The following is a 22,255-nucleotide window of genomic DNA, read 5'->3' as shown; positions in this document are numbered from 1 at the left end:
TATGAAATATATAATAAATCAGCTTTACGTTATTTGTGCTTTTTGTTTTTTGGTTTCGTGTACTGCATTGGGCCAAAAATTCAATACACATGAAGTTAAATCAGGAGAGACTTTGGAAAGTATTTCTAAAATGTATGGTGTATCTCCAGCCAATATTTTGCAGTACAATAAAGAGATTAAAGCTGGTCAGGCATTAAGACCAAATACCATATTGGTGGTACCCGGTGCAAAGGTTACTTCCCAGACCAATGATGCCGTTGCTGTGCTGAATAAAAATGTAATGCAAGATTCTACAAATGCTAGAGAGCCTATTGGGTTTACTACGCACAAAGTAAAGAAGAAAGAGACCATATTTGGTATTACCCAGCAGTATAAAATTTCTGAAGAAGAATTAAAAAGATATAATACGGTCTTATACGCTTCGCCATTACAAAAAAAGATGGAACTGCGCATACCTAAATATAAGGCACCTGCTGTTGTGGAGAATCCGTTGAACTCAGACGATTATGAAAAGTATATCGTGGCACCAAAGGAAACACGTTGGAGTATTGCCCACAAATACGGTATTTCAATAGATAGTATGTTAGTGCTTAATCCAGGGTTGTCCAAAACAAACAACTACCTGTCCGAAGGTTATGAACTGCTCATGCCAAAGATTCCTGGTAGCACGGTGAGCAATCAAGTAACGGAACTGTTTATTTCTTACACCGTTCCTGCTAAAATGAACTTCTACCGTTTGGAACAGGAATTTGGTGTAAAATCTGATGAGATAGTCCGTTTAAATCCAGAGATTACGGAACGTGGTGGTCTAAAGGAAGGAATGGTTATAAGAATCCCTGAAAAAAAAGTTGACCCAGGGGTTATCAATACGGATAACTACATTTTCTATGAGGTTAAGCCAAAACAGAACGAGTTTAGGCTAACAAGAAAATTTGGGATGACATGGGCAGAACTTATCCAATTAAACCCAGATTTAAAAGATGGTCTAAAGGCTGGGATGATTTTAAAATTGCCCAAAGATAATGTTGGGGATTTTGAGGTGCGTAATTCATTGGTGTTAGACAAGGTAGATTTATTAGATAGTATCAATGTGGCCATTACACCTAAGGTCTTGTTTCTTTTGCCTTTTCGTTTAGATAAGTTGAATCTGGAGGATAAAGAAGGAACGGAAAAAATCATAGATTCAAGAAACAGTTTAAAATACAGCCTTGGTCTTTATTCCGGGGCCTTGGTCGCAATAGATTCTTTACAATCTTTGGGTGTGTCCGTTCAAGTGAAAACCTTGGATAACCAATTAGATTTAATGCACACCAAAAAAATACTTCAATCGGAAAATCTAGGGAGCTATAACGCTATTTTTGGTCCGTTGGATGTTGCTTCGTTAAAAGAAACCGCAGTACAGGCTTCTAAATATAATATTCCTGTAGTGGCCCCTGTACCGGCAAAAAGTGATATAAGTTTAGATAACGTGTTCTTTTCATATACCAATGAAGAGGTTTTGGTAGAACATATGTTGGACTATGTGGAAGAAACCCATACCAATGAGACTATTTTGGTCATTGCCGATGAAAAAAGTAGGTCTAGGCAAAATGCTATTTTAAACCATTTTCCCACGGCCAAGGTTGTCGTAGTCAAGGAAGAGGAAAAAAATATTGGAATAAATAGAGATAAATTACAAGCACTTCTTTCCAATAAAGTTCCAAACTGGGTTTTTGTAGAATCTGAGAATTATAGATTGGTGGCCAGTGTGGTATCCATTTTAAATGCGTTCAATAATACAGCCTTTGACCCCTTGTCAGAAAAGGATAAGGTAAAAGTGCGTATGTTCACTACAGATATGAATTCTGCATTTGAGAAAGATGTTATATCCAACACCCATTTATCCAATTTAAATTTCACCTACCCATCAGTTAATCGTGAGGTGACCAATAACTCTTTTGTAGAGCGCTATAGAAAACGTTTTGGAGATAATCCTGACCGTTATGCGGTAAGAGGTTTTGATGTTACCTATGATCTGTTGTTGAAATTGGCGTATAAAAATGATTTGATAGACGTTTCCAGATTTATTGGCGAAACGGAATACAACGGCAATAAGTTTGATTATGAGCGAAAAGGAATATCTGGATATTACAATCAGGCTTCCTATATTATGATGATGGATGATTTAAGAATAAAGGAATTAAAGTAATATGACGTCAAAAGTAACATATAACGGTAATTTAAGGACGGAATGTATTCACCTAAAATCCGGCAATACATTTATGACCGATGCCCCTGTGGATAATAACGGACTAGGGCAGGCCTTTTCACCTACCGATACCGTTGCAACAGGTTTGGCCAGCTGTATGCTTACCATGATGGGTATTAAAGCTAAAGGCTTGGAAATTATTTTAGATGGGTCTACGGCCCAGGTTACTAAACACATGGCCGCTTCGCCAAGAAGAATTTCTAAAATAGAAGTAGCATTACATTTACCATCACAAATTTCAAGTAAAGACAGAAAAATCTTGGAGCATACTGCCAATACCTGTCCTGTGCTGTATAGTCTTCACCCGGACATTGAGAAAGTAATCACCTATCATTGGGATATTTAAAACATATTAAGCTAGGTATACTTCTTCTGTTAGTCCATGTCATTTGGGGCTATGGGCAAGAACAAATACCTTGGAATCCCGATCTTAAATTAACTTGGGCTAATTTTAAAGGTGCCGTACCCCATGGTGCGGAAGCGGCTGCTACCACGGCAAGTGGTATTAGTTATGATTTCTCAACGTATTATGAAGGTAGGGAAATGAAGGTGAAATTTAATGTCTATACTTATTTTTATCCTACACGATCTTGGTACAGGCCAAAGGTGTGTAATGAGGTTACCTTAAAACACGAACAGTTACATTTTGATATTACGGAGCTCTATGCGCGTAAACTTAAAACGAGATTACGGAATACAAAATTTGGTACCGATATTAAGCAAGAAGTACGTAAAATATATAAAGCTACTTTACGTCAGCTCAATGATTTTCAGAACAAATATGACGCTGAAACCAACTATTCTAGGAATTTGCCCGTACAGGAAAGATGGATTGGCGAAATTAAAGCAGCCTTGCAACAATAGAATTTATAAAAAAAGCACCTGTTACAGGTGCTTTTTTTGTTATTAGTTTATTAGGGCTAAACATCACATATGGTGACACCTTGTTTTAAGGCGGCTAGCTTGTCTTCCCAACTAGGCACAAATTCTTGCGCAACATGGCCGGTGTAACCAGTTTCTACAATGGCTTTCATTACGGCAGGGTAGAATATTTCTTGGGTTTCATCAATTTCATGACGACCAGGATTCCCACCTGTATGGTAGTGACCATAATACTGGTGGTAATCCTGAATGTTTCTAATGATATCACCTTCCATAATCTGCATATGATAGATATCGTACAGCAATTTAAAGTTTTCAGAACCAATGGTTTCGCATAGAGAAACGCCCCATTCAGAGGTATCGCACATATAATCCTTATGGTTTACTTTACTGTTCAGAAGTTCCATTTGTAGAACTACCCCATGCTTTTCTGCCAAAGGCATTAATTGTTTAAGCCCCTTTGCACAATTACGCAAGCCTACCAGGTCATCCATGCCGTTTCTGTTTCCGCTAAAACAAATGAGATTGGTATAGCCGGCCTCGGCAACCAAAGGAATTACCCGTTCATAGTCCGCTATAAGTTCATCGTGAAGCTTGGGGTCGTTCCAGCCCTCCACAATCCCTTTGCCGGCACCCCAGCACATAGAAGCATGAATATTGTATTTTTTTAGTAAAGGAAATTCGTCCGGGCCTACCAAATCTATTGAGCGAATATCCATTTCTACCAAATGTTTAAGAAATTCTTCAAAAGGAATGGAATCATAGCACCAATAACATACACTATGATTAATATTGTACTTTAATTTATTGGATTGATTTTTATTTTCATTGTTGGCCATTGCTGCTGAAGTTGTCAAGAATCCGACAGAGGCAGCCGCTGAGGTTCCAATAAAATTTCTTCTTTTCATGTTGTAATAGTTGATTATTCCTTAAAGATAATTTTTTTAGATTTAAAAATGGAAATTAATCCTGATAAGCAAAAACTAATAGAATTGGCCCATTATAGAATGCCATTTGGTAAATATAAAGGTCGGTATTTAATAGATTTACCTGAACCCTATTTAATATGGTTTCAACAAAAGGGATTTCCTGATGGAAAATTAGGAGATTTATTGAAATCTACGTTAGAAATTAGAATAAACGGGCTAGAATCCATAATTCGAAAAATACAAAAACATTTTCCTAGGTAAACCCGTTAAGTTCTAACCTCAATTTGTAACTTTGTGTCCCGTAACATAGAATTCGATACATGGCACAAACCAAATACATCTTCGTTACGGGAGGCGTTACTTCATCATTAGGAAAAGGCATCATTGCAGCTTCATTGGCGAAATTACTGCAGTCTCGCGGCTATAAAACTACCATTCAAAAGTTGGATCCATATATAAATGTAGATCCGGGAACATTAAATCCATATGAACATGGCGAATGTTATGTGACCGATGATGGAGCGGAAACAGATTTGGATTTAGGCCATTATGAACGATTTTTAAATGTCCGTACCTCACAGGCCAATAATGTTACTACGGGTAGGATTTACCAAAGTGTCATTCAAAAAGAAAGAAGGGGCGAGTTTTTAGGTAAAACGGTTCAGGTGGTACCACATATTACCAATGAAATAAAGGAACGTGTTCAGGTACTGGGTAAAAGTGGTGAGTATGATATCGTCATTACGGAGATTGGAGGAACGGTTGGTGATATAGAATCGTTACCTTACATAGAAGCGGTAAGACAGTTATTATGGGAGCTAGGTGATAACAATGCTATTGTTGTTCATTTAACCTTGGTGCCGTACCTTTCCGCTGCTGGCGAGTTGAAAACAAAACCAACACAGCACTCTGTAAAAACTTTAATGGAAAGTGGTATTAAGGCAGATATTTTGGTGTGCCGTACAGAACATCAAATTTCTGATGAAATAAAGGATAAACTGGCCCTTTTCTGTAATGTTAAGCGTGAAGCCGTTATTCAAAGTATAGATGCATCTACGATTTATGATGTTCCGTTATTAATGCAAGAAGAAGGATTGGATACCGTTACCCTTCAAAAATTGGCATTACCAGATAACGTAGAGCCAGATTTAGACCGCTGGAACGAGTTTTTGCAGCGCCATAAAAACCCAAAAGACGAAGTTACTATAGGGTTGGTGGGTAAATATGTAGAATTGCAGGATTCCTATAAATCTATTTTAGAGGCGTTTATACATGCAGGAGCGTCTAATGAAGTAAAGGTTAATGTTAAATCTGTTCATTCAGAATACCTTACAGTGTCCAATTACAAGAATAAACTAAAAGGTTTGGACGGTATCTTGGTGGCTCCTGGTTTTGGGGAGCGTGGTATTGAAGGTAAGGTAAAGGCCGTTGAATTTGCAAGAACAATGAAAATACCATTTTTGGGTATTTGTCTGGGAATGCAAATGGCGGTGATAGAATTTTCTCGAAATGTTTTGAATTTAGCTGATGCAAATTCCACGGAAATGGACGAGAATACTCCTGATCCGGTCATCAGTATTATGGAAGAGCAAAAAAATATAACCGATAAAGGGGGTACCATGCGCTTAGGGGCGTGGGACTGTGACCTAAAAGAGGGGAGTTTGGTTAGGGAAGTATACGGCGGAGCAAGTCAAATTTCTGAGCGTCATAGACATAGATATGAATTTAATAATGCATATTTATCACAATTGGAAAGTGCGGGGCTAGTGGCTACTGGGTTCAATAAGAAAACCAACTTGGTGGAAATTGTGGAAGCAACTGATCATCCTTGGTTTATTGGAGTTCAATATCACCCAGAATATAAGAGTACCGTAGCCAATCCGCATCCGTTATTTGTTGGATTTGTGAAAGCGGCTTTGGCATATAAAAAATCATAAACTAATGCCACATTGGCATAAACTTCATATTTGGGCATATATTTGCAATCTTAAAAATTCAAAAATCATTCCCAATTAATATTACACCACATGGAAGAAAAGAAATTTGATGTACAGTCCATCATAGGCTTTGTGCTTATTTTTGGAATACTCATCTTCATGTTTTACCAAAACCAACCCACTCCGGAAGAGTTAGAGGCAGAAAAGGCAAAGCAAGAACAGGTAGAAGCTGCCAAAGAAGCGGAAGAAATTACAAACAATATTCCTGTTGAAAATGCCCAACTTGATTTACAGGACTCTACAGCTGTGGCAACGTACCAAGGTAAACTTGGTGCATTTGGTTTTACCAAACCATCCAACGATATAACAACTTTGGAAAATGAAGTGTTGTTATTGAAAATAAGTAATAAAGGTGGACAAATAGTAGAGGCGAAAATGAAAAATTTCGTCACTTATGATTCTGTTCCGGTTTACTTGGTCAAGGATGGCAATGCTCAATTTGGTCTAGATTTTTCTACGACGGATAATAGGGTTTTAAATACGATGGACCTTTATTTTGAACCTACGTTGACCAATAACAATGGTAATCAAATATTGTCCTTAAAAGCGAAGACTGCCACTGATAAGTATTTGGAGTACAGGTATGAAATGAAACCTAATGAATATTTGGTGGATTTTCAGATCAAGACCAAAGGTTTGGACAACATCATCAATTCTAACAAGCCAATAGCATTAGATTGGAGTTTAAAAGGTATTCGTCATTCTAAAAGTATAGAATATGAAAACAGGTATACTCGTTTAACTTATAATCATGAGGATGATAAAATAAGCAAACTTTCTGAAGGAAGTGATGATGAGGAAACTGAAGAGGATATTAAGTGGATCTCCTATAGACAACATTTTTTCAGTAGCATTTTAGCTGCGGACGAACCTTTTAAATCTGGGGAGCTTGCTTCTGTTAATTTAGTGGAAGAGGAGAGCAGAACTTTTGGTTTTACCAAAGCGTATTCATCAAAGTTGCCTATAGAGCTAGAAGGTGGTGAAATAGGCAAGGATTTACATTGGTATTTTGGTCCAACGGATGTTGAGGTGCTTTCCAAGTATGATGATTTAGGCTTAGAGGATTCCATACCTTTTGGTTGGGGAATCTTTGGGTGGATCAACCGTTATGTATTTACACCTTTTTATGCCTTGATCAGTACATATTTCCCCTATGGTATTGCCATAGTTATCATGACCATATTAGTGCGATTGGCAATGTCTCCGGTGACCTATAAATCATATTTGTCCCAAGCAAAGATGAAGGTGTTAAAGCCTGAAATTACAGAATTGGGCGAAAAATACAAGGATAACGCCATGAAGAAACAGCAAGAAACCATGAAACTGTATGGTAAAGCAGGAGTAAGCCCCATGAGCGGTTGTATACCAGCTGTAATTCAAATGCCTATTTTCTATGCCTTGTTTATGTTTTTCCCAACATCTTTCGCATTGCGCCAAAAGTCGTTCTTATGGGCAGATGACCTTTCCTCATTTGATACTATTTATCAGTTTCCTGAAGGATTCTCTATCCCATTTTACGGTGATCATGTAAGTTTATTCCCAATATTGGCATCTATAGCTATTTTCTTCTATATGATGATGACTACGGGCCAGAATATGCCAACACAACCAGGTATGCCCAACATGAAGTTTATCATGTACTTAATGCCGTTCATGATGTTGTTTTTCTTTAACAACTATGCCAGTGGATTAAGTTTGTACTACTTTGTATCTAATATGATTACCATTGGTATAATGCTGGTCATCAAGAACTTTATTATAGATAACGATAAGATTCACGCGCAGATTCAAGAAAACAAGAAAAAACCTAAAAAGGAGAACAAGTTCCAGAAGAAAATGCGTGAAATGATGGAGCAGGCAGAAGCTCAGAAAAAAGGTAAATAAAAACAGAATTTATTACTCAAATAATTAAAAAGCCCTTTCAATATTGAAAGGGCTTTTGCCTTTGATTAAGGTTGGGTTTGGTAAGATTTGGGACGCCAAAGATGTGCTAATTATGTAACGGGAACAAAACTTAGTTGTAAAGGCGGGTTTATTGTATGCTAAAGGAGTGGTGAACGTTGTTTGCATTAAGAATGAAAAAAGCCCTCTTTAAAAAAGAGGGCCAGAACACAATGTTCGTATTTCGGGGGGGATTAATGCAATGCATCAATAATTTCCTGTGGTAACAATACTTTATCAACTATATGTACAATGCCATTGCTGGTCATTACATCTGCCGTTGTTACATTGGCGTTTACTTGAGTCTTGTCCTGTATTTGAACACCATTGGTTAAGATGGCAAAGAAAGATTCACCTTGCACGCTAACAATTTCCTGGTGGTCCGTTAGGTTTGCTGAAGCTACTGCGGCACCGGAAACTACATGATAGGTAAGTAGTTGGGCCAATAGACCTTTTTCCTCATCGGTGTCAAAATCTGCAAGACTGTTATAATTGGGGCCTAAATCATTTAAGAATGAGGCAAAGGCATCATTGGTAGGTGCAAATACGGTAAATGGTCCTTCGCTACTTAATGTTTCCACTAAACCGGCATCAGCTTGGATTAAAGCTGCTACCAAAGAGCTAAGGTCATCTACACTTTGTGCAGTTTCAACAATATTTGGAACTGCTGGGGCAAGAGCATCTAAAGCTGCTTGGGGTAAAAGAACTTTATCTATAACGTGAACAACACCATTACTGGCATTGATATCCGCTAGTATAACATTGGCACTCATTTCTGTTGCATCCATAATGCTTACACCGCCATTTTGTAAAGCAATGACCACGTTCTCACTTTGAAAAGTCTCGATCATCTGTCCGTTGCTCAAATCGGTTGAAAAGGTTGCCGCCCCAGCAACTACATGATATGTCAATATGGTTGCCAAAAGTTCTTTTTCCTCATCGGTATCAAAATCTGCAAGACTATTGTAATCGTCGCCCAAAGTGTCAAGTAGGGCTGCAAACGCATCATTTGTCGGTGCAAAAACGGTAAATGGCCCTGTACCGTTTAATGTTTCCACCAAATTGGCATCGGCTTGTACTAAAGCATCCACCAATAAACTTAAGTCATCAGTTTCCACTGCAATTTCAACAATAGTCTTTAGACTCATGGCCGCCAACATATCCAAAACTTCCTGTGGTAATAAAACTTTGTCGATTACATGAACTACCCCGTTACTAGCTTCTACATCGGCCAAGGCTACTGTAGCATTTGTTTCTGTGGCATCCATAATTTGTACTGATCCTTCCATGAGTGAGATGGTCACATTTTCACCCTGTACGGTTTCAATAGCCTGTCCGTTGCTTAGCCCTGTTGAGAAAGCCGCGGCACCGGCTACTACATGATAGGTTAGTACTTTGGTCAATAATGCTTTTTCTTCATCGGTATCAAAATCAGCAAGACTATTGAAATCATCACCAAGAATTTCCAATAATGCTACAAATGCGGCATTGGTAGGGGCAAACACCGTAAAAGGTCCTTCGCCACTTAATGTTTCAACTAGTCCGGCGTCTGCCTGTACCAGCGCGTCGACCAAAAGGCTTAAATCATCTGTAGCTACGGCCGTATCTACAATGGTCTTAAGTTGTAAAGAAGTAACAAAATCAATTGCGGCCTGTGGTAACAACACCTTATCAATTGTGTGGGCAACCCCGTTAGAGGCCATTATATCTACTCCTGTAATATTGGCATTTGTATCAGAGGCATCGCCTATAACAAAAGTTTCACCAGAGGCAATAACTTCAATTTCATTATCTGTATACGCCGTTGCTACTGCACCTTCAGACAGGTCGGTAGAAAGTACCTTGGCCGGAATGACATGATATAATAGGATATTTTTTAATAGAGCTATTTCTTCCTCCGTATCAAAATCTTCAAGACTGTTGTAGTTGTCTCCCAAAATTTCCAATAAGGCCACAAACGCATCATCTGTAGGGGCAAATACGGTAAAAGGTCCTTCGGTACTCAAAGTAGCTGCTAAATCTGCCTTAATTACCGCAGCTTCTAAAAGAGATAAGGGTTCCGTTGCTACAACTATATCCGTTAGGGTTCCGTTTTCATTGGTCATGGAACCTTCGTTAAGCGCATCTATAATTGCTTGTGGCAAAAGAACTTTGTCAATAACATGTACTACACCATTACTGGCTTCTACATCAGCAATGACCACCTTGGCATTTACTTCCGTGGCATCGTCCAAAAATACACCGCCTTCCAAATCTATGGTAATATCTTCACCTTGTACGGTGGTTACCGCCATACCATCAGTTAGATCTCCAGATTGTGCGGCAACACCTGCAACCACATGGTAGGTTAAAATAGTTGTTAAAAGTGCTCTTTCTTCATCCGTATCAAAATCGGAGAGGGAATCAAAATCATCTAATTGGTTTAATAATGCGGTAAAGGCATCATTTGTTGGGGCAAAAACGGTAAATGGCCCGGTAGAGCTTAAGGTTCCGACCAAATCCGTTCCTTCGGAATTATCGGCAGTGGTCAACGCGGTAACCAAAGAGGTAAGTGCTTCTTCTGCTTGGGCAGTTTCTACAATGGTTTTGCTTTCAACCATTGGGTTCTCCTCATTATCGTCATTGTCACATGACCATACCAGTATGGACAATGCGGTTAGGAGCAAAAAATACGGTAGTCGTAAAATTCTTTTCATAGTGTTGTTTTTAAGTATATTGTTTAATTAAATAATTTAAATTATAAACATAAAATGATGTCATTTTTGATTATATGTATTAAATATTATTAGGTTAAATGTACAATTCAAATCTTTTGTTTAATTAATTTTGATAAAAGTTTAACAAAATAATTTTAAACGAAATTTTTTGAGTTAGGTGTTTAGTTAGGTTTTTTCTGGTTTGGTGCTATTATTTGTTAGGTCTGAAATAAAAATGTTTTGAAGTAAAATTTTGTAATTTTGTTACGACCAAGTAGATGAGATGAAAAAAGTAGTTATAGGACTTTCAGGTGGAGTAGATTCCAGTGTAGCGGCATACCTTTTAAAAAAACAAGGTTATGATGTCATTGGTCTGTTCATGAAAAATTGGCATGATGACTCCGTTACCATATCGGAAGAGTGTCCATGGTTAGAGGATAGTAATGATGCAATGATCGTTGCGGAGAAATTGGGAATTCCGTTCCAAACGGTTGATTTAAGTGCGGAGTATAAAGAACGTATTGTGGATTATATGTTCAGGGAATATGAAATGGGTAGGACCCCAAATCCTGATGTGCTTTGTAACAGGGAAATAAAGTTTGATGTATTTTTAAAGATTGCATTACAATTAGGTGCAGATTATGTGGCTACAGGTCACTATTGCAGAAAAGGAACCCTGGTAGATGCAGATGGTAACGAGACCTACCAGTTATTGGCAGGAAAGGATAGTAATAAGGATCAGTCCTATTTTTTATGTCAATTATCTCAAGAACAACTGTCCAAAACCTTATTTCCAATTGGTGAATTGACAAAACCACAAGTAAGGGAAATAGCGTCACAAATGGATTTAATTACTGCGGATAAAAAAGATTCTCAAGGTCTATGTTTTATTGGTAAAGTAAGATTGCCTGAATTTTTGCAGCAACAGTTGAAACCTAAAAAAGGAAAAATAGTTGAAGTACCTGCTGGGTTTGATGCCTATGAGCGCACTACGCCTAATTTTAATGATAAAAAATCAGAATTGGCCTATTATGCCGAAAAACCGGTATATCATGAAACCGATGGAAAAATAGTAGGGGAACATGAAGGGGCCCATTATTTTACTAAAGGGCAGCGTAAAGGTTTACATGTAGGTGGCACAAAGGAACCTCTATTTGTAATAGATACCGATGTTAATGCCAATATCATATACACAGGTCAAGGTAAATCCCATCCAGGGCTTTACAGGAGAACATTGTTCGTAAAAGATGAGGAAATTCATTGGGTGCGTGAAGATTTATCTTTGGCTATAGACGCGAAGCTGGCCGTAAAAGCACGGATTAGATACCGCCAAGAGTTACAAGAGGCAACTATTTATAGGGTAGAAGGCGGAATGTATGTAGATTTTAAAGAAATGCAATCTGCAATAACAGAAGGTCAGTTTGTGGCATGGTATTTAGAAGATGATTTAATAGGGTCTGGGGTTATTTCTTAGTTGACTTGATTTTTTAAAATGCATAATGGTATCTTTAATCGGTAACTTTTTAATCGACAATCGAGATATAAGTTGCAACGTTCACGTTATTATCTAATTAAATTATTCACTACAATGCCTTGCGGAATTTCCACAAGGTAATTCCCTTAGATCATGCAAAATAGAATTACAGAGCTTTTTCAGATTGAATTTCCTATTGTTCAAGGAGGTATGGTATGGACCAGTGGTTGGCGACTTGCAAGTGCCGTCTCAAATGCTGGAGGGTTAGGACTAATAGGCGCCGGTAGCATGTATCCTGATATATTACGTGAACATATTCAAAAATGTAAAAAGGCTACTTCTAAACCTTTTGGGGTTAATGTGCCTATGTTATATCCTGACCTTGATCAACTAATGGATATTATTGTTGAGGAGAATGTAAGAATTGTTTTTACATCTGCAGGAAATCCTAAAACTTGGACATCTTTTTTAAAGGAAAAGGGAATTACCGTTGTACATGTGGTCAGTAGTTTAAAATTTGCGTTGAAAGCACAGGAAGCAGGAGTAGATGCCATAGTAGCGGAAGGTTTTGAGGCAGGAGGGCATAATGGGCGTGATGAAACTACAACAATGGTTTTGATCCCTGCCATTCGTGAAAGAATTTCAGTACCCTTAATTGCTGCAGGTGGCATTGCTACGGGTAGGGCAATGTTGGCGGCCATGGTGCTAGGTGCTGATGCCGTACAGGTAGGAAGTAGATTTGTTGCCAGTATAGAAGCGTCTAACCATATAAATTTCAAGGAAGCCGTCATTAAGGCGAAGGAGGGTGATACCCATTTGACTCTAAAAGAATTGGCACCGGTAAGGTTGATTAAGAATATATTTTATCAACAAGTGCAAAATGCTTATGCCAATGGGGCTACTGTTGAGGAATTGAAAGCCCTATTAGGTAGGGGAAGGGCAAAAAAAGGTATGTTCTTGGGCGACTTAAATGAAGGCGAGCTGGAAATAGGTCAAGTATCGGCATTGATACATGACATACGTCCAGCAGGCCAAATTGTTGAAGAGATGATGAGCGAGTTTGAAAAAGCTAAAGAAGAACTTATTTCAATGTTCTAGTTTATACCTCTTTATCTTCTCCTTCTATAATACGTTCTTTGTTTTTAAGACTTCCCAAATACTCCATAAGATCACGTAGTTCTCTTCTGGAAATCATACGGCCCATTGCCGGCATAGCGGACATGGAGTTTTCCCTTTTCTTAATTCGTTGTAAAGGTATTTCCAATGGTTCTGCTTCTGATGTCCTTAGAAGAAGGTCATGCTTGCGTTCCTCGATCAGCACACCTTGCACTTTTTGACCATCCGTTAAGGTTAAGGTAACAGAGCCATACCCTGGGGCAAGACGTGCACTAGGTTCTATCAGTGCTTCTAAAAGCTGTTCTCTAGTTAGTACATTGGCAATGTTGTCCAAGGCGGGGCCAACTTCTCCGCCAGAACCGTTTATGGCATGGCATCGTACGCATTGAGCTGTAGGGTTTCCATTAAATACATTTCTACCGGCCCACCAATTACCTCCGTATAGTGTTTCTTGGAATGAATCTGCCGAGTATCCTGCTTGCTCTAATTTATCCAATTGTGCGATAAGCGAGGGGTTTTCAGTGGCTTTGACAGATTCCATTAAATCTAACATAATACCTTGCTTTAATTGATCTTTACTGGCCTTGTCAATAAGGCTTGCCAATATAGCATTGCTGTTCTCTACCGGAAGATCACCCAATACATCTAGCATACGTTGTTGTTCGGATACGGAACCTTTCCTGAAAATTGGACCTACAATTGCGGGTAATTTTTCTTTGGGCAGGTTTAATTTGGCCAAAAGTCCAACAGCGGCAGTCCTAACTTGTTCATTGCCATCCTGCATGCCTATTGCCATAATGCGTTCCATATCGTCATAGCCTAGATTTCCTAAAGTGGTAAGCACAGTGGCCCTTACTTGTGGGGATGAGCTGTTCCTAAAAATTTTATATAAGTCGCTATTATAAGATTGTATCCCTAATTCACTGATGGTTTTTGAAATACCAATCAAGATTTCGGGATTACTATCTTTTAGGAAAAAAGGAATATCTTTTTCTATTTTTTCTTGCAATATATTGCCTTCTCTTACAATTTCGCCTCTGTACCTCCCATCAACGCGGTCTAAAACAGAAGGGTTGTTCCATGTTCCAAGTGCGGATAGGGCCTCTCCTCTTAAAATATTGGAAACATCTTTTCTTTTTGCAAAATTGACCAATAGTTCCAGCTCTTTTTCACCACCTACACGTAAGGCGGCATTAATAGCTCTTCTTGCCAATGGTTCATTTGTATATTTTTTGTTTTCTAATAATCTCGCCAAAGCAGGTAAAGCCTCTTCAATAGAAAGGTCATCATTAATGGCCCTGGCTGTTTCAGTAACGATGTATTCATCTTTATCTGAAAGGAAAACGGCAATATTGGGATCTTGTAATTTTCTCAATATTAAAACTGCGGCAATGCGCAAACTTCTATTTTCATGATTTGCTAAAGCAAGAATAGGTTCTGCTTGGCCGATCCTTGATAATGCCAAAACTGCTGCATGACGTAAATATACATCTTGATCATTATTTTGAACGATCATTTCCAAAAGTGGTTCAATGGCATTTTCGTATTTTAATCTACCTAAAGCTTGTGCAGCATAGAATTTTACGCGGTCATTATCATGAGCGGTAAGTGTTATTAAACGTTCAGCAGCTTTTTCATAACGGATATCACCTAAAACTTTTGCAGTTTGTGCTATTATTTCTGGATCCTCGTCATCCAATAGTTCAAGTAAAGGTTCCGCGTCATCTTTATCATTAGCAGCAATTTGTCCAATGCCCCAAATGGCATGTATACGCGCAAACTGGTTTTCATTTTCCAGAATAACTTTTTTTAATGCACGGTAGCCCCAGAACGTTCTTTTAGCCAACTCAAACTGAGCTTTTTGTCTAATTCTCATATCCGGGTATGCTAAGAGCTCCACCAGATTATCGGTATCGTCATCTTCATAGTTGTGGGTCATTAAACGCTGGGTCTCCAAACGTTCTTGTTCCAAATCATTATTGCCCTCGGTAACATCTAATTTCCACACACGGCCAAAGTCCTTACTACCCCAGCCATTTACCCAATCGGCCAAGTACAAGGCACCGTCAGGGCCAAAACCAATTCCTGTGGGCAATACACCGTTTAAGATAGACTCATCTGTATTCAGTTCAAAAGAAGCCCCTTTAGGTTTTAGGTCAAAAGACCAGATATTGGAGCGGGTTGGGTCGCCCACAAATTCTACCAAAAAGAACTTGTTCAGCCATTTTTTTCCAAGAGCAGTACCGGGATTATATCTCATACCGGTAGGTCCGTTATGAAAATTCTGTATAGGCGGTATAATATATGCTGCTTGACCTTCCCAACGCGGGGTAAACAATTTTTCGTCCATCCACACATTATACCCGTTATTTTTAGGGTCGGTGTATTTTCCATATTGCCAATTGGCCCTCCAACCTGCATCGGACCCTTCAACAATATGGACCAAACGCTCACTTTCTCCCTTATGGTCACCATCGTTATCAGATGAGATGATGTTTCCGTATGCATCAAAAACAAATTCATGGGTGTTACGAAGTCCGTGTGCAAATACTTCAAAATTGGTACCGTCTGGATTACTCCGTACAATGACACCTTCATTGGGGTACTTGTGGTTTTCGCCTTCCACTGTAGTAATATTTGCACCAATATCTCCAATGCCCCAGTAAATTTTACCATCCGGACCTTCTATGGCACCGGACATACCATGGCCACCAAAGCCAATATGTACGGCAAAACCTTCTGCTATACTGGTTTTTTCATCTAGGATTTTATCGCCATTGGTATCCCTTAATCGGTACATTCCAGGACCAATACCTACGAATACATCTTCGTCCCTGACCAACAATGCACCTGCTTGATCATTGATTTCATCGTTAAAATCATTTAAAATTTGTGTAGAAATATCAGCAATGCCATCATTATCCGTGTCTTCTAACATCCAAACTTCATCTTTTTCTACGGCAAGGTCTCTCCAGTCATGAATGCTATCATTATTTAAATCGGGAAACCATTGGTTTTCCTTGCTTAGTTCAGTTGCAAATTTTCTGTGTAAGAAGGCTCTTCTGTCCTCTACGGTTTCCAATGCAATGGATTCTGTCATCCAATCCCTATGCCCGCGAATATCGAACTCGGAGTTTTTATTTCTATTGGATCGTGTAATATAAATTTTCCCTTCGTCATCTATGTCCATGGCTATGGGGTCCGGTGCCAAAGAGTCAGATGCCCATAAGCTAAGTTCTAGACCATCGGCAACCTCTGCAGATATACTTTTTCTAGCCAATTCAACAGCTTCTAATAACGCCGTGCTATCCTTTTGGATGACCAAGGGGATTTCTATAGGCTTTTTAGGTTCACAAGAAAGGGCAATAATAAACAGGGGAAGTATTCCTGAAAGGAATTTTTTGAAAAATGTCATTGTAATGTTTCGTTGAAATGAACTTTAAATGTAATAATTTATGTAGATAATCTATAATGAAACTTGCTTTAGGTTAAATTAATAACATCATAATACTTAGGTGTATTTTTTTTCAATTTATAAAAGGATTTAATTCACCCTTTGGAAATAGTGTTTAAAAGTTGAATTATATTTGAATCTTCTCAAACAAAACTCAAAAACCAAAAAATGAATACAGTTAAAACAACCGTGCTTTTTCTTTTTACTATAATGTTAAGTACTGGTTTTGCCAAAGCACAAGAAGGGCATCCATTGGAAGGAAAATGGAATTTGACCATTGAACAAGACGGAAAGAAATTACCTTCATGGCTAGAAATTAGACATTCTGGCAGTAGTAGGTTAATAGGAAGGTTTACCTATGCATTTGGTAGTGCACGACCTATTGCCGAGATAAAAAAGTATGGCGATATATTTACCTTTGAAATTCCACCCCAATGGGAGCCGGGAGCTTCTAATATGGTATTTGAAGGTAAATTGAATGGAGACTCTTTAAATGGCACCATGATTTATGTAGATGGCAAAGTTCATGATTGGGCCGCTGTTAAATCTCCAAACCTGCCCTACTATGAAAATGGTAAGGAAGGCAAAAAAATTAAACTTTTTAATGGCAAGAATTTAGATGGGTGGAAAGTTGCGCCAAACAACCAATGGAAGGTAGTCAACGGTATTTTAACCAGTCCACAGTCTGGTGTAAATTTAATATCGGAACAAAAATTCCAGGATTTTACGCTCAAGGCAGAATTTAGATATCCCAAAGGAAGCAACAGTGGTTTGTATATACGTGGGCGTTACGAGGTGCAAATTGCGGATAATGAAGGTTTAGAAGCGTCTTCTATATATTTTGGAGGGATTTATGGGTTACTGTCTCCCAATACAAATATGGCAAAAAAAGCAGGGGAGTGGCAAACTTATGAAATTACCTTAATTGGTAGAAGGGTGACTATTATTGCCAATGGAACCACTATTATTTCTGAACAGAATATTGACGGAATGACCGGTGGAGCACTGGATAATAACGAGGCCGAGCCTGGACCAATTATGATACAAGGGGATCATGGGCCGGTTGAATTCAGGACCCTGGAAATAACTCCAATCACTAAAGGTTAGTAAAAATAAATTAAAAAGCGGTCTCCATTTTGGAGGCCGCTTTTATTTTGTGTGGATAGGTTATCCTAGATTTTAATATTTACTCGTTCCATTTTATCTTGGATATCAATGTTAGTGCATTGACCTCTTCATTCTCATGCACAAATATTTCTATAATTTGTGGGGGCGTTGAGCCAAAACCGGCTAATCTTGCAGATTCGGACTCATCCTTACGAATAGGATGAATATTGTTGTCCTTTAATATTAGTTCAACCCTGTTGGCCTTTATAGGGTTGCCTCCAAAAACTTTTTTATAAGCTGAATTCATACACTATTTATTTTAATGGTATAGTTTTACCGGAATTGGCACTTTCTATGGCCGCTTGAAGGATTTCCATCACAATAACATTATTTTCTAACGAATACACGTTATATGGAGAAAGTTGCAACTCATTTTTAATGACCGCCGTAAATACGGAAAAAGGATCGTTGAAAGGTTTTTCGCGTTGAGGTAGAAGAAATGTTTCTTCCGTGTAATTACTGTATCCTTTAGCTATTCTTAACCTTAATTGAGTGGGGTTGTCCGCGTAAAGGGCTCCTTTTGTTCCGTACAATTCCATGTCTTTTCTACCTATGGGCCAGTTCCATGAAGGTTCCAATATGGCCATTTGGTTAGGGTATGTTAAAATAATAGTAGCATCATCATCTACATTAGGATTATTTTCTGGTTGTAATTGTTGGGTAACGGCCGTGACGGATAGTGGTTTAGATCCGTTCATGATCCAAGTCATTAGATTTGCTCCATAACACCCAAAATCGGTAATGGCTCCACCTCCATTTAATTTAGGATCGGTAAGCCATTCCAGAAATTCAGTCGAAACCCCAATTTTTTTAGGTCCTTTATGACCATCCCTAATAATAACTTTTCTTAATTCTCCTATGGTGCCTTTTTTTAACTCCTTTACTGCTTGCATGTTGGTTTCATACCATGAGGTTTCATAATTGGTAAGAACGTGTATGTTGTGGATCTTTGCTAAATGGGCTATCTGGAGGGCCTCGTCCAAAGTAGTGGCAAGAGGTTTTTCAACCATAACATGAATACCTTTTGGAGCACAGGCCTGTACTACTTTTACATGGTCTTTAATGTTTCCAAATGCCGCCACGGCTTCTGGTTTGGTTTCGCTGATCATTTCATCCATGGTGTCATAGACTATGGTCATTGGAAATCCAAATTCTTTTGATAGTCTTTGGGCCAATGCTTTGTTTGGCTCTACGATTCCTACCATGACCATATCGGTCTTTGTTTCGCGGCCCAATATCCAGCCAACGTGACCATGAGTAAGACCGGCTACTCCAAGACGTATGGGTTGATCTTGAGCAAAACCCACTATATTAATTAATAAGTAAAGAATTACGACAAGGAGATTTTTCATGTTTGGGGATTAGGATATGGGTTGAAAATTATTTTTGCCGAGCAAATTTTTGCTGATCGTAAAATAAAAGGTACTGCCTTGATCTTCTATAGATTCTACCCAAATATCACCTTTATGGGTGTCAATAACACGTTTGCATCCGTATAGACCTATTCCTGACCCTTCAAATTCAGATTGATGGTGTAATTTATTAAATGCCTTAAAAATATTTTGTTGCTGGTCTTTGGTGATGCCTATACCGTTATCACGTATCTTAAATTGGTAAAAATTATCATTCTCTTCTGAAGATATTACAATCTTAGGCGCATTTTTCAATGAGGAAAATTTGAGGGCATTGTGTAATAGATTCTGAAAAAGCATACGAATATCCCTTTCCCTGCCAATAATATTTGGTAAATCATTGATAAGAACCGTTGCATTATTATTTTTGATCATTTGGGAATGGTCCGCAATAATCTGTTCTACAATTTCCTGGCAATCTATAATTTTCATTTTATCGCTATTGCCAGTTTCAGCATACTCTAATAAGCCTAAAACTAAATTGGTTAACCTATTGGAACTACCCTCTAAATGTTTAAAATGTTCTTTGAAATGGTAAAAGGTTGTTGAGTCAGGTTGTTTCAGTAATTGGTTTGAAATTATATTGATATTATTAAGGGGGCTTTTTAAATCATGGGTTACAATAAAAGTAAATTCTTCAATTTGTTTATTTTTTTTAGCTAAATCCTGATTAAGGGCATTAAGTTTTTGATTTTGTTCTTTAAGACTATCCTGTGCTATTTGTAATTCTATCTCGTTAGCTTTAAGAGTGTTGTGTTTTTTTTCCAGCTCATTGGTATATTTTCTGGTTTTTGTTTCATCATATACTCTAAAAGTTTGGGAAAGCCAGGTTAAACTTGCAATGAAAACTAAGATTTCATCCCATGGCAAATTTATATGGCCCAAGACCGGGCCATAAAGTGTTATGTATATGGTTGGTATTATAAATGCCAAAATATCATAGGTAATAATGGCAAGTCTTATTTTAGGTTTATTGCGGTAAGCAATAAAAGCTAAAAATGCCATGGTGGCAAAGGCCAAGGCTTGACCAAAAAATCCACCGATAAGTACTATGATCAGCATGAACATGGTTGGTGGATAGAGCGACATGTAAAGTCTTGTAGTTTTTTCTAACTTTAGAATATTCAAGACAAAACCTATGACAAAACCCAAAAAGAGTAAGAATGCAACTATTTGTAATATCCGCTCATTGTTAAAAACGGTATATAAAAACATAATAAAAGTAAATAGGGCAGAGAGTAGGGTAATGAGACCAAAACCATCTATAAAACTTTTATCTTTTGTAGTTGGGACATCAGTAGGTTGGTTTACTTTATGTATCACAATTTAATAAGCTTCTATTTAATGAACGGGGTTTTATATATAGAGAATTACAATCGGATTTATCAATTCATCGTCATTTATTATATGTATATATTTTGTTTAACGTTTATACAGAAACATTTTCAACAATAAATATAAGAAAGATGTTTATATAAATGTAGGTTAATACTGATTATATATGAAAAAAAAGAATATTTAATTCTTTTTTTTATTTATTAAAAAAGGATTTGTAAATAGGAAAAAAGATTAAACAAAATTAAAATTTCATGGGTACTTCCATAAATAAAATTTTTGCTTTATTACTGGTTTTGTAATTAAATGAATCTGTTCCCCAAATACCATACCCGTCTCTAGTATGTAATAACTGCCCGTTAACTTCTAGTTCACCGTCCAAAATAAAGAGATATACTCCGTTATTAGTATTTTTTAATGAATAGGTTGCAGATGTTTCCAAAGTGAAATTACCTAAATAAAACCATGCATCTTGATGGATCCAAACACCTTCATCACTAGGGTTGGGTGATACAATTTGTGTTAGGCCATTTGTTTTGGCATTATCGGCAACAGTAATTTGATCATAGCGTGGGGTAACTTCAGATTGATTGGGAAACACCCATATTTGAAGAAATTTTACAACTTGATCCTTATTCTTGTTGAATTCGCTATGAGATACGCCACTTCCTGCACTCATGACCTGTATATCTCCCTGTTTTATTACAGTAGAGTTCCCCATATCGTCCATGTGTTGAAGGTCACCTTCTAAGGGTATAGAAATAATTTCCATGTTACGATGTGGGTGTGTTCCAAAGCCGCGACCGGGAGCTACAACATCGTCATTAAGCACCCTAAGGGCCCCAAAATTCATTCGTTTTGGGTCATGGTAATTTGCAAAACTAAAGCTATGAAAAGATTTTAACCAGCCATGATCTGCATGACCCCTGGTATTTGCTGCGTGATATATTGTTTTCATAATGCCTATATTATTATGTGATATTGGTCGGGTAGGTAAGCAATAAATTACTTGATTTATTTCTTAAAGGGTCATTTTTTTGATGAATAAAGGTAGGGTTAAACCTCTTGAAATTGTTTATTGATATTATAAATTTGCAGTCTAATTTTTAAAGCATATAGCTCAATAAAAAATTCTCCCACAATGAAACAGATTGTATTTGTAACTTTTTTATTTCTAATAAATTTTCAAGCACAGGGTCAAGGTAGTGATGATGCGGTAAAACATTTTGGGGCAGGAATTGTTATTGGTGGAGTGGGGGGCTATGCTGCTCATAAAATTTTTGAAGGAAAAAGGGGCTGGACTTGGGCTGGGGCTGTAGGCACTAGTCTTGGTGCGGCATTGGCAAAAGAAACTTTTTATGATAAACCAAGGGGTGCATCCTTTGAAGGTAGGGATGTACTTTTTACCACTTTAGGCGGTATTGTTTCTGGTTTGGTATTGGATGTCTTAACTAGCAATACAAGAAGAAGGTCCGGTAAAGGTAAATATTGTGGATGTCTTGTAGTAGAAAACACTAAGCCTATACCAAAAATTCCATTAAATCTCGATAATAGCTCTGGTAATATTACCGCTACTTTGCAGGCAGCTTATCTTTTACAATAGT

17 protein-coding genes are annotated in these 22,255 nt (G+C 37.8%); 10 read left to right on the top strand and 7 right to left on the bottom strand.

Annotated features, from left to right (window positions below; all coding sequences use genetic code 11):
* Window position 1 precedes the first annotated feature (1 nt).
* The 3 genes from ABVM52_RS02305 to ABVM52_RS02295 are packed head-to-tail and all read left to right on the top strand — an operon-like array spanning window position 2 to window position 3,112.
* Entirely contained in the window at window positions 2-2,188 is a 2,187-nt protein-coding gene (locus ABVM52_RS02305) for a LysM peptidoglycan-binding domain-containing protein (RefSeq protein WP_405383320.1), read from the top strand.
* A gap of 1 nt (window position 2,189) precedes the next feature.
* Window positions 2,190-2,594, top strand: coding sequence for an OsmC family protein (locus ABVM52_RS02300; protein ID WP_405383318.1), 405 nt, complete (start codon window positions 2,190-2,192; stop codon window positions 2,592-2,594).
* Window positions 2,582-3,112 (top strand): DUF922 domain-containing protein, encoded by a 531-nt coding sequence (locus ABVM52_RS02295; protein ID WP_405383316.1) that lies wholly within the window; start codon window positions 2,582-2,584, stop codon window positions 3,110-3,112. The genes ABVM52_RS02300 and ABVM52_RS02295 overlap by 13 nt, the downstream gene beginning before the upstream one ends.
* Before the next feature lie 56 nt (window positions 3,113-3,168).
* Here ABVM52_RS02295 and ABVM52_RS02290 read toward each other — a convergent pair whose 3' ends face one another.
* A complete protein-coding gene (locus tag ABVM52_RS02290) occupies window positions 3,169-4,038 on the bottom strand; it encodes a hydroxypyruvate isomerase family protein (protein WP_405383314.1) in 870 nt (289 codons plus the stop codon).
* A gap of 48 nt (window positions 4,039-4,086) precedes the next feature.
* Here ABVM52_RS02290 and ABVM52_RS02285 point away from each other — a divergent pair, with 48 nt between their 5' ends.
* From ABVM52_RS02285 to yidC, 3 genes are all read left to right on the top strand, one after another.
* Entirely contained in the window at window positions 4,087-4,320 is a 234-nt protein-coding gene (locus tag ABVM52_RS02285) for a DUF3820 family protein (protein WP_144801443.1), read from the top strand.
* Between the two features lie 59 nt (window positions 4,321-4,379).
* Window positions 4,380-5,996: a CTP synthase gene (locus ABVM52_RS02280; protein ID WP_405383312.1), complete on the top strand. Its 1,617-nt coding sequence runs from the start codon at window positions 4,380-4,382 to the stop codon at window positions 5,994-5,996.
* A 90-nt stretch (window positions 5,997-6,086) separates the two neighbouring features.
* The gene (yidC, locus tag ABVM52_RS02275) at window positions 6,087-7,940 is read left to right on the top strand and encodes a membrane protein insertase YidC (protein ID WP_405383310.1); all 1,854 of its coding nucleotides are present in this window, start codon (window positions 6,087-6,089) and stop codon (window positions 7,938-7,940) included.
* Window positions 7,941-8,191: 251 nt separating this feature from the next.
* Here yidC and ABVM52_RS02270 read toward each other — a convergent pair whose 3' ends face one another.
* Window positions 8,192-10,693 (bottom strand): fasciclin domain-containing protein, encoded by a 2,502-nt coding sequence (locus tag ABVM52_RS02270; RefSeq protein WP_405383308.1) that lies wholly within the window; start codon window positions 10,691-10,693, stop codon window positions 8,192-8,194.
* Window positions 10,694-10,976: 283 nt separating this feature from the next.
* Between ABVM52_RS02270 and mnmA the strand changes: the two genes are divergently transcribed.
* Together mnmA and ABVM52_RS02260 are read left to right on the top strand one after the other, a co-directional pair.
* Window positions 10,977-12,167 carry a tRNA 2-thiouridine(34) synthase MnmA gene (gene mnmA / locus ABVM52_RS02265; protein ID WP_405383306.1) on the top strand — a complete coding sequence of 397 codons (1,191 nt, stop codon included), beginning with the start codon at window positions 10,977-10,979 and terminating at the stop codon, window positions 12,165-12,167.
* Window positions 12,168-12,320: 153 nt separating this feature from the next.
* Window positions 12,321-13,265, top strand: a complete 945-nt coding sequence (locus ABVM52_RS02260; protein WP_405383304.1) for an NAD(P)H-dependent flavin oxidoreductase — start codon at window positions 12,321-12,323, stop codon at window positions 13,263-13,265.
* Between the two features lies 1 nt (window position 13,266).
* Here ABVM52_RS02260 and ABVM52_RS02255 read toward each other — a convergent pair whose 3' ends face one another.
* Window positions 13,267-16,698: a HEAT repeat domain-containing protein gene (locus tag ABVM52_RS02255; protein WP_405383301.1), complete on the bottom strand. Its 3,432-nt coding sequence runs from the start codon at window positions 16,696-16,698 to the stop codon at window positions 13,267-13,269.
* Between the two features lie 207 nt (window positions 16,699-16,905).
* On the opposite strand from ABVM52_RS02255, the gene ABVM52_RS02250 reads away from it, so the two are divergent.
* Window positions 16,906-17,844: a DUF1080 domain-containing protein gene (locus tag ABVM52_RS02250; RefSeq protein WP_405383299.1), complete on the top strand. Its 939-nt coding sequence runs from the start codon at window positions 16,906-16,908 to the stop codon at window positions 17,842-17,844.
* 79 nt (window positions 17,845-17,923) lie between these two features.
* Here ABVM52_RS02250 and ABVM52_RS02245 read toward each other — a convergent pair whose 3' ends face one another.
* The 4 genes from ABVM52_RS02245 to ABVM52_RS02230 form a co-directional block, all read right to left on the bottom strand.
* Window positions 17,924-18,151 (bottom strand): putative signal transducing protein, encoded by a 228-nt coding sequence (locus ABVM52_RS02245; protein ID WP_405383297.1) that lies wholly within the window; start codon window positions 18,149-18,151, stop codon window positions 17,924-17,926.
* Between the two features lie 7 nt (window positions 18,152-18,158).
* Window positions 18,159-19,256, bottom strand: a complete 1,098-nt coding sequence (locus ABVM52_RS02240; protein WP_405383295.1) for a Gfo/Idh/MocA family protein — start codon at window positions 19,254-19,256, stop codon at window positions 18,159-18,161.
* A gap of 9 nt (window positions 19,257-19,265) precedes the next feature.
* Entirely contained in the window at window positions 19,266-20,639 is a 1,374-nt protein-coding gene (locus tag ABVM52_RS02235; protein ID WP_405383293.1) for an ATP-binding protein, read from the bottom strand.
* Window positions 20,640-20,895: 256 nt separating this feature from the next.
* Window positions 20,896-21,609 carry a pirin family protein gene (locus ABVM52_RS02230; RefSeq protein ID WP_405383291.1) on the bottom strand — a complete coding sequence of 238 codons (714 nt, stop codon included), beginning with the start codon at window positions 21,607-21,609 and terminating at the stop codon, window positions 20,896-20,898.
* A 183-nt stretch (window positions 21,610-21,792) separates the two neighbouring features.
* Here ABVM52_RS02230 and ABVM52_RS02225 point away from each other — a divergent pair, with 183 nt between their 5' ends.
* Window positions 21,793-22,254, top strand: a complete 462-nt coding sequence (locus ABVM52_RS02225; protein ID WP_405383289.1) for a hypothetical protein — start codon at window positions 21,793-21,795, stop codon at window positions 22,252-22,254.
* The last annotated feature ends 1 nt before the right edge of the window (window position 22,255 follow it).

It is taken from the genome of Maribacter sp. LLG6340-A2, assembly GCF_045057105.1.
In the GTDB taxonomy this organism is placed as follows: Bacteria; Bacteroidota; Bacteroidia; order Flavobacteriales; family Flavobacteriaceae; genus Maribacter.
The sequence above is the reverse complement of the archived record's forward strand: the minus strand, read 5'-3'. Positions and strand labels throughout refer to the sequence as shown.

Bases quoted from the DNA above. Each gene is read 5' to 3' on its own strand.
- ABVM52_RS02305 (WP_405383320.1), top strand. From the start codon at position 2: ATGAAATATATAATAAATCAGCTTTACGTTATTTGTGCTTTTTGTTTT.
- ABVM52_RS02300 (WP_405383318.1), top strand. From the start codon at position 2,190: ATGACGTCAAAAGTAACATATAACGGTAATTTAAGGACGGAATGTATT.
- ABVM52_RS02290 (WP_405383314.1), bottom strand. From the start codon at position 4,038: ATGAAAAGAAGAAATTTTATTGGAACCTCAGCGGCTGCCTCTGTCGGA.
- ABVM52_RS02285 (WP_144801443.1), top strand. From the start codon at position 4,087: ATGGAAATTAATCCTGATAAGCAAAAACTAATAGAATTGGCCCATTAT.
- ABVM52_RS02280 (WP_405383312.1), top strand. From the start codon at position 4,380: ATGGCACAAACCAAATACATCTTCGTTACGGGAGGCGTTACTTCATCA.
- yidC (WP_405383310.1), top strand. From the start codon at position 6,087: ATGGAAGAAAAGAAATTTGATGTACAGTCCATCATAGGCTTTGTGCTT.
- ABVM52_RS02270 (WP_405383308.1), bottom strand. From the start codon at position 10,693: ATGAAAAGAATTTTACGACTACCGTATTTTTTGCTCCTAACCGCATTG.
- mnmA (WP_405383306.1), top strand. From the start codon at position 10,977: ATGAAAAAAGTAGTTATAGGACTTTCAGGTGGAGTAGATTCCAGTGTA.
- ABVM52_RS02260 (WP_405383304.1), top strand. From the start codon at position 12,321: ATGCAAAATAGAATTACAGAGCTTTTTCAGATTGAATTTCCTATTGTT.
- ABVM52_RS02255 (WP_405383301.1), bottom strand. From the start codon at position 16,698: ATGACATTTTTCAAAAAATTCCTTTCAGGAATACTTCCCCTGTTTATT.
- ABVM52_RS02250 (WP_405383299.1), top strand. From the start codon at position 16,906: ATGAATACAGTTAAAACAACCGTGCTTTTTCTTTTTACTATAATGTTA.
- ABVM52_RS02245 (WP_405383297.1), bottom strand. From the start codon at position 18,151: ATGAATTCAGCTTATAAAAAAGTTTTTGGAGGCAACCCTATAAAGGCC.
- ABVM52_RS02240 (WP_405383295.1), bottom strand. From the start codon at position 19,256: ATGAAAAATCTCCTTGTCGTAATTCTTTACTTATTAATTAATATAGTG.
- ABVM52_RS02230 (WP_405383291.1), bottom strand. From the start codon at position 21,609: ATGAAAACAATATATCACGCAGCAAATACCAGGGGTCATGCAGATCAT.
- ABVM52_RS02225 (WP_405383289.1), top strand. From the start codon at position 21,793: ATGAAACAGATTGTATTTGTAACTTTTTTATTTCTAATAAATTTTCAA.